Genomic DNA, 13,055 nt, shown 5'->3' with positions numbered 1-13,055 from the left:
CAATAAATGGGTTTATTGGATGAAAAACCCGTTTTGGTGCCTGGCGATCAGTGTTCTGACAGCGTTGATTTGCGGGATCCTCGTGAATACCGCAATTCTTTACATAGCGGGAGCAATCTTGCTTGTCGTCTTAACCGGTGTGGTTTGGCCCTGGATCAGTATGTCCGGAATCGTTGCCGAGGTGGCATTCAATAAACGCAGGGTCCGATGCGGTGAATCTGTAGGCGCCCGACTGATTGTTAAAAACCGCTGGCCCTGGCCTGCCTGGGGGGTTTATCTCAGGCATCGTTTCTCTGAGCAATCTGGTCACTTATGTGAAGTTGCCATAGAATACATCCCCGGTTGGAAAGTGAGTGAGTTCAAGTGGTCTTTTACTCCCCGGAAACGCGGGGTTTATTCTACACAAACCGCTTTTCTGGAAACCGCTTTTCCCTTTGGTCTCTACCGAAAAAAAAGGGAACTCTCCGTGGAGTCAAAATTGATTGTCTGGCCCGAAGTGCAGACTCTGACATCTATGCCAGAAATCAGAGAGGTTAACTCAAGCGAAGACAGGTTTGCTTCCAATCGCGTCGGCGATTTTGGAGATGTGACAGGCACGAGGGAGTTTCGAATTGGGGATTCCCTGCGGCGCGTTCACTGGGCTCAGACGGCAAGGCAGGGGCAGATGATTGTGACCGAGCGACAGGCCGCATCCGTCTGTGCATTAAGAGTGATTCCCGATCTCAATCCTTCCAGTTATGGAACGAAAGCGGAGCATCGAGCTGCTTTGGAAGCCGTTCTCAGAATTACCGCCAGTATTTGTGAGTCTCTGCATCAACAACATGCCTGGGTGGAATGTCTTGTTGGCGACAAATTATTTCGTTGTGAGAATGATTCTTATGAACTCAGGAAGCTGTTTGACGCCTTGGCACATGTTCCTGTGGAAGGCGTTCAAGACTCCGCATTGCATCACAAAGTTTCATCGCTTTCTCAAATTGTCGTGACCACGAGTCGTGGGTATGAAAAGCACCTCAGTTTTCGTCACGCCCAGCACAATCAGAGAATCATTGTCGTTCATGATAATTTTGAGCAAGAAATGGAAGCCGCTTCTTCCTGCCAGTGCGAACCGTGGTTAAAGCTGAACGATCCGGAAGAAAGCCGGAATAAAGAGTTTGTCGATCGATGGAAGAAAGCCTGTTATGCGACATAACGAGAATACAGCTTTATCCAGTCCCGTTCTACACATCACGACCATTGTGATGGTTCTGATCGCGGCGCTGGCGCTTTCAATCTCCGATGCGGAAGGACGTTATTCTCGAATTTGGATCGCGGTCAATTTTGGGATTGAACTTTCAGTAGTTGTGTTGGGAATGCGCTATTTTGTCCGTCTGGCAAGAGAAATGAAAAACGATGCGTATATTTCTCCGCTCCTGTTGGCGGTCATGTTGCTCAGTCTCTTATGGGAACCGGTTAAGCGTGCTGTTTGGGGAGAAGGCAGACCATTTGAACTCATCATGATGTTCAGTGTGAAAAATACCTTATTGGTGATGGCAGCCGCCGGTTGCTGGAAAAGATATCAGAAGATTGCCATCTGGGGATCTCTGTTTTTGATTATCTTTTCAGCGACAACGAATTCGAGCCGCGATATCATCGTTCTGATTGGTCTGGAATTGATTGTTGGCTTTTTCTGGCTCTTTTATTCTTATTGGAACAGCATCAGAGCTTACCTGATTCCGACACTGGAAAAACATCAATGGAGAAAACATGGAGTCTTGTCCTGTCTCGCCTTGGTTTTACTTCTGATTCTGTTTATGTCGGGAAATAATCCGATTGTCCATGCGTTTAAGGGGATCATGCCCAGTTCCGGTGGTGAAGGTTATAAAGATCAATACGCGAGAGACGGGTTAGGTGATGGCGACTTGCTCGTGGCCGGTAAGTATGACATCCGTAGTTTTGCGCCGGTGGAAAATGCTCCCTTCATCTCATCAGACGAACCCAGCCTGTATGACATCATGTTTGACCAGTACAAAGATGACGGAGAAATGGCGAAAAATGTCGACCGAGCGATTAGTCTGAGAATGCAGGACCAGAACATAGAAGAGAGAGAGCTTCCGGAATCGGAAAATATTAATCGTCATTTTTCTACAGCCAGGGAGCAGAAACCTGAAGAAACAAAATCGAACGAGGGGCTTAAATCAGACGCGTTGTTACACGTATCCGGCAGGACTCCCCTGCATCTTCGCATGGAAACTTACGATATTTTCGACGGAGTGAAATGGCACAGCGAGCCACTAACGAGAAACCTAAAAGGAGGTTTCGAGTTGAAAGAACGCTTTGAGAAACCCTGGATCATTGTGAGTACGAATATCAGTTCGCTTTTTCAGGAATGTCCGAACGAATTGCATGTGATTACAAATAATCATTTGAGGTCCAATCAGCTGCCTGCGCCGCTTCATTTGAAAGAAATTCATATTGACTATCTCGATCAGCCCGACATGTTTGGCTGGCATCAAGACAGTATCGTCAAGCTCGATCGAAAAGAGATGCCGCGGCTGGTTCCCATCCGCATCATCAGTCATTTCCCCGATGCTGATCTGGTTGAGTACCGCGATGTAAAACATGGGAATGTGAACCATCACAAACAGCATCTGGCTCTACCGGAAATACCCGTCATCAAGAAGGTAAAAAAACTCGCCGAAAATATTGTTGCAGGCGTTGAAGATGATTGGGATAAAATCAGGAAAATCGAGCAATATCATCGCGAACATTTTCAGCATGATCGCACGATAACCTTTAATGACGAGTCCAAGCTGCCACTCGAAGAGTTCCTGTTTGAAGAAAAAGCAGGGCCCGATTATATGATGTCTACCTCCACGGCATTGATGCTCAGATCTCTTGGATATTCCACCAGAGTCGTGAGTGGTTTTTATGCCAGCCCAGATGATTATGATCTCGCTTCAGACCATACCCCGGTTCATTCCGATGACGTGCATTTCTGGGTAGAAGTGAGAGTGGGGCTAGGGGCCTCGTCCTGGTTTACGGTTGAACCGACTCAGGGGTATGAGATTTTAGGACCCTCTCCTACTATATATGAGAAATTTTATGATGCGTTCGTCGGGGGGCTGCTCTGGTTCTGGAAACATCTCTATCTCTGCCTGGCTCTGATTGCCTCCGGATCGATTTTGTATCATTTTCGTTTCGTTTTCACTGATATTCTGCTGACAAGGTGGTTCTATGTTTTTGAACCCCGCGATATCAGAAAATTAGTTCTCCGTACACTATGGCTCATTGAATTACGGATGCGGTGGACCGGTTATCGACGACCGGAGTCAACTACGATCAATCGATGGTTTCAACAAACGTCAGAACATATTACAGCGAGTTCACAGTCATTAAACGAACTCTCTTCGTATGCAAACTGGGCAACCTATTGTCCGGATGCTTCAAAAAATATTTCTGAAGAAGAGCTCAATCACATAAAACATTGTTGTTTTCAGGTCATCCAGGAAGCACGTTGGAAGAAAACTTGAATGTGAATGCGGGAAAGAGACTTTACAGCAGGAATGTTGAATATTTCATTTTATTATTGATTTTTTTAAATTTGATCGAGTGTTGCAATGTCAGCGATGATGAGTACAGATTCACAAACTAATTTGGATCAGGAGTTTGGTTGTATTAACCGGCTTCGTGAAACTCTCAACCACGCGCTAAAAGGGAAAGCGGAAGTCGTTGATCACGTGATTGTATGTCTGTTGGCTCGAGGTCACTTATTAATTGAAGATCGCCCCGGTCTTGGCAAAACCATGTTAGCTAAAGCGTTGGCCAGTTCCATTGGAGGTAAATTTGCGCGAGTTCAGTGTACTCCCGATTTATTGCCGAGCGACATTACCGGGTTCAATATCTTTAATCAGAAGACACATGAATTTGAGTTTCGCACCGGTCCCGTTTTCTCTGACGTGATGCTCGCTGATGAAATCAATCGGGCCACACCAAGGACACAAAGCGCCTTGCTGGAGGCGATGGCTGAAAGACAAGTGACTGTGGATGCAGTGCGCTATGAACTCGCACAGAATTATTTTGTCATCGCAACCCAGAACCCGATCGATCAACATGGCACCTATCCGTTACCTGAAGCTCAACTTGACCGTTTCTCAATGAAACTGAGTATTGGCTATCCGGGCGAAACGGATGAATTGAAGATGCTCGAGAATGCTATAGATGACAAGTCAGAATCTGATAGCGATTGCGAACCTTTATTTGAAGAATCACAGTTATTTCGCATTCAGAAACAGGTGGCTTCACTTCCCGTGATTAGTTCCGTCCAAAAATATTTGATCAAACTTGGACAGGCTACCAGAAATCATCCGGAAATCTCTCTGGGCTTGAGTCCTCGGGGTTTATTAATGTGGCAGAGAATTGCTCAGGCGCGTGCGTTTCTTAACCAGAGACAATATGTGATTCCAGACGATTTTATTGAGACCGCAGTTCCTGTTTTGGATGTCAGGCTGGGCGTTGATCACGAAGATTCCATACCGGTCATCGAGGGAATCATGGAATCAACCAGTGTTCCGAAATATGAAGTCCCGGCTCAGTAACATACAATACTGATTTTCCTGCGGTGACAATTGGCACCTCAAGATGAAAGACTTGCAGAATGAACGGTCCTAATTCTTATTTATCACTACCATTTTTATTTTTTGCTATCGTTGTTCTCGCAGTTGGATGTGAAGATTCTGGAGCTCCCGCGGTCACCACTGATATGCATGAGGACTTCGATCACACGCACAAACACGCGCATGGGGAAGGCAGTGAACATGAGCACGAACATCAGGACGGGTTCGAAGGATCTCATGCTCATCCTCACTCCCATAGTCACAGACATGGTGAGCCGCTGTTTGGTGGGAAAATTACTTCGATAGGGCACTCACATCACAAGGGAGGAGAAGCGCATTACCACGCAGAAGTCATGCCCGTGGTGGATGGAGTCATCACCTTTCACCTGTTAACGGAAACTGCCGACGGTAAGTCAAAAAGTTATCCGGTGGAAGAGAAGGAAATTTTATCGTTGATTAATGAGGTCAACGGAGAGCCGATTCGAGCGAGTGAACTTGTATTTGCTTCCAAAGACGATCAAAGTCCGTCTTCAACGTTTGTTGCGACCATCCCGGATAAATTCAGTGAGAGCCAGAAGTTGCTGATTGTGATTCCCAAGATTACTTTAGGCGGAGAGCGTCTCAATTTTAGTTTCACTGTTGATCAGAATAATGAGAGCAAGGAAACGCAACAGACTGATTCAGAGCCGGATTCACCTCAGCCGGAGAAGGCAAAGTGAAACACTGGTTTTTAATTGCCGACGGTCCCGGTTACACGGGATTTCTCACCGATTTCAACACGACATTTTGGAGTGGTGCACTACGTGTTGCTGAAGCGATGGTTGCCGCAGCACCGTTTCTGGTGGCAGGGGTATTCGCGGCAGGAATCCTTCGTGGAATGGTGGGGGCCGATCGCACCCGTAAGATCCTCGGGGTAGGTCATTGGACGGGGCCCTTTCGTGCGTGGGCACTTGGAATCTTGTTACCGATTTGCTCATTGGGCGCATTACCCGTCGCTCGAGAGTTACGTCGAGCAGGGGTTCCCAGCGGAACAGTACTCAGTTTTGTTCTTGTTGCCCCAGTTCTCAATCCTGTATCGATTATATACGGACTCAGTCATATTACCCCCATTATGTTGGTCTATTTTGGAGTTGGTACATTTGTCGTTTCTGTCGGCATCGGACTCATTTGGAATCGCGTGATAGCAGATAATCAGGATGTAGAGCCGGAACAGATCGAAAGAGCGCCACGTGATAGCGTAAACCGTTTGCTGGTGGTGGGCGATACGGCAGCAAGAGGACTCGTAGGACCAGTTTTTATTGACTATGGACTGGCGCTTCTGGCTGTTGGTTTCCTTGGAGCCTTCCTGCCGCATGGAATTTTACAAACGGGTCTGACACGCGACAATGCGTTGGCGCCAATCATCATGGGACTGGTTGCTATTCCGGTTTATGTCACTCCGACAGAAGTGATGATGCACTTTGGTCATATCGTCCAGGATGGTTATTCGCTGGGTGCTGCTTTTGCTCTGATCCTTCTTGGGGCGGGTGCGAACGTAGGAGTAGCGAACTGGCTTCGACGCGACTATGGGCTGAAACCGTTAATGTTGTTCGTATCACTTCTCATCGGTTCTACACTTGTCATTGGTATAACCGCCGATCGCACGCTCATACACGGGAATGCGACTACCACCGATCATACTCATGCCTTTGATCCGTTTACTCGGTTGGCGAATGTCGAATCAGCTCAGGCAAACCTGGTATGGGTCATCAAAAAAGTCTCTAAAACCATTCGCACTGATGAAGCCTACGGGTTGGGGCTATTACTGATTATTATCTTCGCAGGCCTTATTTTAAAAATATCCGGGAAGCGACTTAGTGTCGAACATTTACTGGAAGATCAGCAAGACGAATCTGAAGAATCAAATGAGTTAACAAATCCTAAGTGGGATCCCGCCCTCACACCTGCTCAGCTTGTTGTCGCTGGTGCATGTTGTGTGATCAGTCTCGCCATTGTGGGATTGTACCTGTTTTACCCCTCATCTGACAGTCTTTTTGATGACATGAATACGATTCGCACTTATGTCTATGATTCGGTAAAGCAGGAGGATGTCACCGAAACAAAGCGACGTTTAAATCAGTGGAGAACACATGCCGGGAAGCTATCAACCAGTGTGCTGATTCGCACCGGATCGGTTTCAGCCAAACGGCGCGAGTGTGTCGACGAGGTACTCTATAGCCTTGACACTCTGGAAAACCATGTCGCGTCTGGAAAATTTCAGGAAGCGAAGTCATTACTTGTCTATGTCGATAAAGTCTATCGTCAATGTCGATCAGAATTTAAAAATAATCCTTAATAGAATATACATCAGTCTTTTTTTAAGAGACAAAGGAATTCAAATGCCTTTTAAAAAACAAAAAATGAAACGCAAAGGTTTTACCATCATTGAATTGTTGGTAGTCATTGCTGTGATCTCAGTATTAATCGCGTTATTATTACCTGCCGTTCAACAGGCGCGCGAAGCAGCCCGGCGTGCGGCTTGTAAAAATAATATGAGACAAATTGGGTTGGCGTTCCATAACTATGAGTCGACTCACCGCGTTTTTCCTCCAGGGTATATTCACAAACCTGGTCCCGCCGGATCAGCAGCGGCAATAGCCAATCATGCAGGTCTTGCCTGGGGATCGATGATTCTTCCACAACTCGAACAGGCAAGTCTGTATCAACAATTTGATTCCCATGTTCCTGTATGGGATGCGGTGAACCTCGTGCCTCGGGAACAGCATCTTCCCATCTTTCTTTGTCCTTCTGATCCTTATTCCGCCGGTGCTTATGTGGTCCGGGATGATTCAGTCACTCCGATTGAACAATACGCGGCAGCCAGCTACGCCGCCAACTGGGGGCCTTCCAATGCCACAGTGAATCTTGATGATACTCCACTTCAAAGTAGAGGCGTTTTTTATCGCAATAGCAGTACTCGTGTTCGTGATATTGCTGATGGTCTCTCGAATACACTCGCATTGGGTGAGAGAACAAATGGCCCACTTCCCACCAGCAATCCAAGTGCTGGGGGGCATTCAGCCTTTGAAAATGCCTGGTCGGCTGCTGTTCGGGAAATCACCGATTATGCAGACGATCATGGGCATATGGTTTTGTTTGAAACTCAATTTCGTCCCAATCAAATCGATGGTGATGATAAAGGGCTTTCCGCTCCTCATGAAGGAATTTGCCACTTTGTTCTCTGTGATGGATCTGTTCGTGCCATCAGCGAAAATATCGACGCCTCGATTTACAACGGCCTCGGCACCCGGGCTGGAAGCGAAGTGATTGGAGAATATTAAATATCGATCGAACATCTTGTCAATCATCGACTTACCAACGCCGATTTTTTAGTCTTCATACCAGACGTCGAATCAAAACTTCTTTAATCGTAACGTGAAGTCTTCGGCGAACTACTTATCCTGAGACGAGTATCAGATAAAGACGCACGGCCTTGGTTCAGATGATTCATTCATAATTGTGTAGGAGCATTACGTTCGATTTCACTCGCCATCGGTTAATTATTCCATTTGAGGGCGCTGTCTGGTGCAATGTCTTGTTGAGCGGCAGCACCATAAGGCGGTGTCAACGATGTTGGCTATGCGAGATCTCCAAGCCTCTGGTACGCATCCAGCAATCGCTGAGCCAGGGGCGCCAACTCCGGGTCCGCACCAAGCAGATCGAATTCAGGATCTTCCGGAAGCGGGTCCGCGACGACCCAGCGGCGCGAGAACAGCCAACGTCCGTCGACTTTGAGAACTTCATCGTCGTAGCGCCCCAGGAAGGCGAGCTTGTAACCCTGCCGCGTCGTAAAGGTGACCACGGTGGTCGACTGTCCCGTAGCGCGCTGTCCACTTGAGTCGATCTCGAAGAGCAACGATGTGTTGAGATGCCGCGACCCTAGCTCTTTGTGAACTTGCCCATATGCTGCGATCTTGTCTCGTCCGCGCAAGGCAACATCACCGAATCCAAACACTGCCTCTTCGGTGAAACAGTCAGCCCAACCTTCGATGTCGTGGCGATCCAAAGTCAGCGTGTACCGCGCACACAGCTCGTGAATCTTTTGTTTCTCGACCCAGATCTCTAATTCAGTCATTGCAGAGCCTTTCGCTTTCTCGACTTCTCGAACGCTGCCTAACTTGAATTAGACTGAATGACTTCAATATAACCCAAGAAGGGTAGAATCAGTGAAATGCTGTTTTACCAGGGAGGAATTGTCAAGAGAAAAGTGAAGAAGTTGCAATCATTAAAAATATTAGGCTGAATGAATCAAACAAAGGTTCCAGGAACCAAAAACGGGTCACCTATCCCTTTTTTGCCAGATCAAGAAAGACGATGTGCGACGGGTTGCCGACAGCGGCATAGTGGTTGGTGAATTTCAATTTGCCCGTGTTCTTGACTACTTGGAAGACGGCGATGTTATCTGCCCGTTGGTTGCAGCAATACAGGAATCGCCCTGTGGGATCGAAACTGAAACTACGTGGATAATCTCCGCGTGTCCATTCTTCACCGATGTAGGTCAGTTTGCCCTCTGAACCAACAGAAAAGATTCCGATGCTGTCATGCAAACGGTTACCTGCATACACAAACTTGCCATCGTCGGAAACCAGAATTTCTGAGCAAAAGTTGCTTCCCACAAATTCGGCTGGCAGCGTGGAAATCGTTTGCCGTGGCGTCAGCGTTCCCGCTTTCGAGTCATAATCGAACAAAACGATGGTCGAACCTTCTTCTTGAATAGAATAGAACCAACGCCCATTGGGATGAAAATGGAAATGCCGAGGGCCATCGCCGGGAGGGAGCGAGACTGAGGGTGGATCATTCGCAGTCAGTTTTCCCGTTTTTTCATTGAACTTCCAGATATAGATTTTATCTAAGCCCAGATCGACATGCAGGACAAAACGGCCTGAAGGATCGCTTTGAATCATGTGCGCGTGTGTTCGATCATGTCCGCTGATGGCAAAGCTGCCTTTCGGCGCGTTTGTTGCCGTTGTCGGACCAATTTTTCCGGCATCGTTTTTAATGTCAGTCGCCTCTCCCAATCGACCATCTTCCAGAATGGGAAGCACTGATATAGATCCTCCAAAATAGTTTGCGATCAATAGAAAACGACCGGAAGGATGGATACTCACATAAGTAGGACCTGCTCCACCAGAATCAACGGTGTTGAGTGCCTCCAAACTTCCATCTTGTTTGTTGATTTTGAAAGCGCTGACGGAACCATGCTTTTCTTTTCCCACACGATCAGTTTCATTCGTAGAATAAAGCCGCGTGCCTTCTGCATTGACGGCCAGGCAACTTGGGCTTGTCCCCATCGGATGAATGCCGGCAGGTGTCATAGCTCCGGTCTCTCGATTCACCTTGAAAAGATGAATTCCACGACCATTACCAGGTGGCAAGTCAACTTGAGTTTCTAACACATCCTTTAAAGGAGAACTGAAGGTGCCGACATAGGCCATCAGCGGCTTCTCCGTATCATTCGATTTTGCCTGAGCCAGCCCAGCAACAAGTGGAATTGCACTCGACGACATGGCAACAGAAGTTTTAAGAAACGAACGGCGAGATTGATTGGGAAGATTCATGAGGTTTTTCTAAATGAGTAAGGGAATGAGAACAGATCAGTCAGATAATTCTATTTTGAACGGTAGAAGTCTGGAATTCAATCGAAGGGAATTCCTACTGCATCGTCAACAGTTTTGCTGCTGCCATCCTGAGTATCTCAAGTCCCGAAGCTGACAGCCGACCATAGGCGGTCGTACCCGCATCCGCTTCATTGGTTTTGGTAACCTGAGCGTTTAGATTCACGAATTGATTAACAAAGCGCCGCATCTGATCCTGAGTCCAGCCTCGTTGTTTCTGAAGCAGGTTGAGATACTCGATCAACTGCTGTGCATCGCGATAAGCCTTCAATCGCATCGAATGCCGAATGACGGTTTCGTTAGCAGCGTTTTTGTCGAAGATGAACAGACCCAATTGGTCCGCTTTTTTCAATGCACTCCCCGATTTATTGACCGTCTGCCAGGGAACAATGCCAGTTGCTCCGTCCTGCCAGGCATCCAGTGCCCAGGCCTGTACGTTGCGGTTTGTTTCATTGACGTGATTTGATGTCCCGTAAACCCAAACCTTCAAGCCATCACGCTGCATGCGGTCTGTTACCAGACGACGATAATTCTGAAACGCTGATGTTGACACAACCCAGAAATCATCGCGTCGATCCAGTTGACCACGGCAGTATTCCGGACGAGAAATATCAATGCGATAATTGATCTGAACTTCCGGTGCAATACGGCCACGGTCGGTCAGCTCTCCATAGAACTGCAGCGCCCGGTAATCCCAATAGCTTGCCGGTTCATCCAAAATCCACGGCGCTTTGGTCTTCTCGTTGAGAGATCCCTTATTGTTGAAGTAGACTTGAAAGCCGGTTTGCTTCCATCCTTTGGATTCTGCAAGTCGAGCAAAGTCCTGCAGGATGTTGACATACGTCTGAGCATACACGGGCCGATCAGCAAACGATTGATATGCGTCCGGATTGCCGTTGAAGTAGGCTCGACAATTCAACGGCCAGCTTTCGTGAAACGTCAGGTAGAAGCCTGGTGCCGGAATCGGACCACGATGACCATCTTTGAACAGTGAACCATCAATGTACGGCCCAAAAGCTTCCACAAAATCGTCCCAGTATCCGACTTTAGAACCCGGTTGAATACCATCGTACCGTTTATTGTCCATCCGTCGACCGGAACGCAAACGCATATCGAAATTACTCTTCCTCGCTCCCGGTGCTGCGGTATGGTGTGAGTAATGCAGGATGTTTGAGTGGACTCGATGATCGTACGCAATTTGTTGCAGCGCATAGTAATCGTTGACATGATCGGGCAACCCATAGCTATTCATCTCGCAGAAGAATGACGCTTGGCGAGGCAAAGCAAAGGGAAGAACTTTGATCATCAGCGGTACGACACGTCCGTCGGAAATGGTGATCTTCCCCCGGCGAAGGCCTGGTGAAGCATTGAAGGGAATATAAATATCGGCTACAACGGAGCGGTCAGTATCGGGCTTGAGTGAAATGGAATCAGGTAGCGGCAGCAGTGGATCGGGAATCGAGCGGCCATTTGCCGGAACGTAAACAGCTTGATACAAATCGATCCGAGGCTCAGGTTCGTCCAGTTGGACTTTGACGGACACTTTTTTACCTGTATCGCCTCGCAGCAGTATCTGAAATCCAATTACTTCGCCGGCAGCGGCTGTGAGCTGAACGCGCCGACCGTCGAAGATTGCGTTGTGAGTCCGGTAATCTCTGGGAAGTTTACCGACAGACTTTCCTGAAGCGTCATATTTGTCCGTGACCGGAATCACACTCAGACCAGCAACGGGTGAGGAATGCGCTCGTGCAAAGGTCACCCTTGGTTTATCGATCAAACCGGATTTCAGAACCACACTACGAAGCACCGCAGGCTTTGAACGCTGTCCTGTACGATTCAGTGTGACGACCTTGATTTCATACGGCCGATCTGCCGCGATCGATGAAGGGAGATCTCGCAGTGGAATCGATTGCTCGTGACCATTCCTCACAAGCGGAATATTGTGTCGGCCAAGCAGCTTACCATCGATGGTGACTTCGTAAGCAAACCCATCACGCAGGGGAGACTTCAGCATTAGTTGCGCTGAGGTACTATCCGCTGAAACCAATCGTAACTCTGTCGGAGCATCTGGAACTGCATCAACCTGATCGTCAAGCTCAACCATCAAGTATGGCTTCTTCCCAGATTGTTCATGCGCAAAGATTGTTGGATTGCGTCGCGTATCTGCACTATGTTCGTGAAGAGCCAGCCCATGAGCAACACCAATCGCCATTGCATGAATCATGTCGGGTGGCACGTCCCAATAATACTTGCCATCACGAATTTTTGAATTTGTATTGTGTACCAACGTAAATCCGTTACCACCACACACCGCTGGGAACCGAGCTCCCTTATAGCCCCAGCCTTTAATGCCATCCATTCCTGCGGTCAAACCGTTTGAACGTTGTTCATCCCAAGGTGTGGCGATTGTGGAAATAGTTACACCGGAAATCGTCTCTTTCCCCTGTAGACAAACCAGCGTGGCGTTTTTCACTCGTTTCCCCGCGATGGCAGAGGTGTCAAACGCCATGGCAACCATATGCTGGTTGCCTTTGATACGAATCCGCCCCTGCTGTCCGGCGTTCAGCTCCCACTCTCTATCAACCATAACAATCGAGTTGTCTTTGGTCACCGGCAGTTGAATCGGATCTCCTGCGATAGCATCTGTTATGATGAGCAACGATATTGAGAGCAGAGTAAACAGGGATCGCATGCTAAAACTCGTTTTTGAAACTGTGATTGATAGTTGTGTGAAACAATGTAGTCTGGCGAACAGGGTCGTCACAACACGTTAAATGAACAGACCTGGAACACCATAACTCAGTAACGA

9 protein-coding genes are annotated in these 13,055 nt (G+C 47.8%); 6 read left to right on the top strand and 3 right to left on the bottom strand.

Annotated features, from left to right (window positions below; genetic code table 11):
• The first annotated feature begins 19 nt into the window (after positions 1 to 19).
• The 6 genes from V144x_RS26560 to V144x_RS26535 all read left to right on the top strand — a co-directional run bounded on the left by V144x_RS26560 (position 20) and on the right by V144x_RS26535 (position 7,912).
• Positions 20 to 1,189 carry a DUF58 domain-containing protein gene (locus tag V144x_RS26560; RefSeq protein WP_144989959.1) on the top strand — a complete coding sequence of 390 codons (1,170 nt, stop codon included), beginning with the start codon at positions 20 to 22 and terminating at the stop codon, positions 1,187 to 1,189.
• On the top strand, positions 1,179 to 3,509 hold the full coding sequence (locus tag V144x_RS26555; RefSeq protein ID WP_144989957.1) for a transglutaminase-like domain-containing protein: 2,331 nt from the start codon (positions 1,179 to 1,181) through the stop codon (positions 3,507 to 3,509). The genes V144x_RS26560 and V144x_RS26555 overlap by 11 nt, the downstream gene beginning before the upstream one ends.
• An 87-nt stretch (positions 3,510 to 3,596) precedes the next feature.
• The gene (locus V144x_RS26550) at positions 3,597 to 4,574 is read left to right on the top strand and encodes an AAA family ATPase (protein WP_197993091.1); all 978 of its coding nucleotides are present in this window, start codon (positions 3,597 to 3,599) and stop codon (positions 4,572 to 4,574) included.
• A 59-nt stretch (positions 4,575 to 4,633) separates the two neighbouring features.
• On the top strand, positions 4,634 to 5,311 hold the full coding sequence (locus V144x_RS26545; RefSeq protein WP_144989955.1) for a hypothetical protein: 678 nt from the start codon (positions 4,634 to 4,636) through the stop codon (positions 5,309 to 5,311).
• Positions 5,308 to 6,927 carry a permease gene (locus V144x_RS26540; protein ID WP_144989953.1) on the top strand — a complete coding sequence of 540 codons (1,620 nt, stop codon included), beginning with the start codon at positions 5,308 to 5,310 and terminating at the stop codon, positions 6,925 to 6,927. Before V144x_RS26545 ends, V144x_RS26540 begins: the two co-directional genes overlap by 4 nt.
• Positions 6,928 to 6,970: 43 nt before the next feature.
• Positions 6,971 to 7,912, top strand: coding sequence for a DUF1559 domain-containing protein (locus tag V144x_RS26535; protein WP_232102649.1), 942 nt, complete (start codon positions 6,971 to 6,973; stop codon positions 7,910 to 7,912).
• A 296-nt stretch (positions 7,913 to 8,208) separates the two neighbouring features.
• Here the strand turns inward: V144x_RS26535 and V144x_RS26530 are convergent, their stop codons facing one another.
• The 3 genes from V144x_RS26530 to V144x_RS26520 form a co-directional block, all read right to left on the bottom strand.
• Positions 8,209 to 8,706 carry a nuclear transport factor 2 family protein gene (locus V144x_RS26530; protein WP_144989949.1) on the bottom strand — a complete coding sequence of 166 codons (498 nt, stop codon included), beginning with the start codon at positions 8,704 to 8,706 and terminating at the stop codon, positions 8,209 to 8,211.
• A gap of 208 nt (positions 8,707 to 8,914) precedes the next feature.
• Positions 8,915 to 10,189, bottom strand: a complete 1,275-nt coding sequence (locus V144x_RS26525; RefSeq protein WP_144989947.1) for a lactonase family protein — start codon at positions 10,187 to 10,189, stop codon at positions 8,915 to 8,917.
• Between the two features lie 94 nt (positions 10,190 to 10,283).
• Complete coding sequence (locus V144x_RS26520) at positions 10,284 to 12,938, bottom strand: fibronectin type III domain-containing protein (RefSeq protein WP_144989945.1); 2,655 nt, start codon at positions 12,936 to 12,938, stop codon at positions 10,284 to 10,286.
• Positions 12,939 to 13,055: the final 117 nt, after the last annotated feature.

It is taken from the genome of Gimesia aquarii (assembly GCF_007748195.1).
Classification (GTDB): Bacteria; Planctomycetota; Planctomycetia; order Planctomycetales; family Planctomycetaceae; genus Gimesia; species Gimesia aquarii.
The sequence above is the reverse complement of the archived record's forward strand: the minus strand, read 5'-3'. Positions and strand labels throughout refer to the sequence as shown.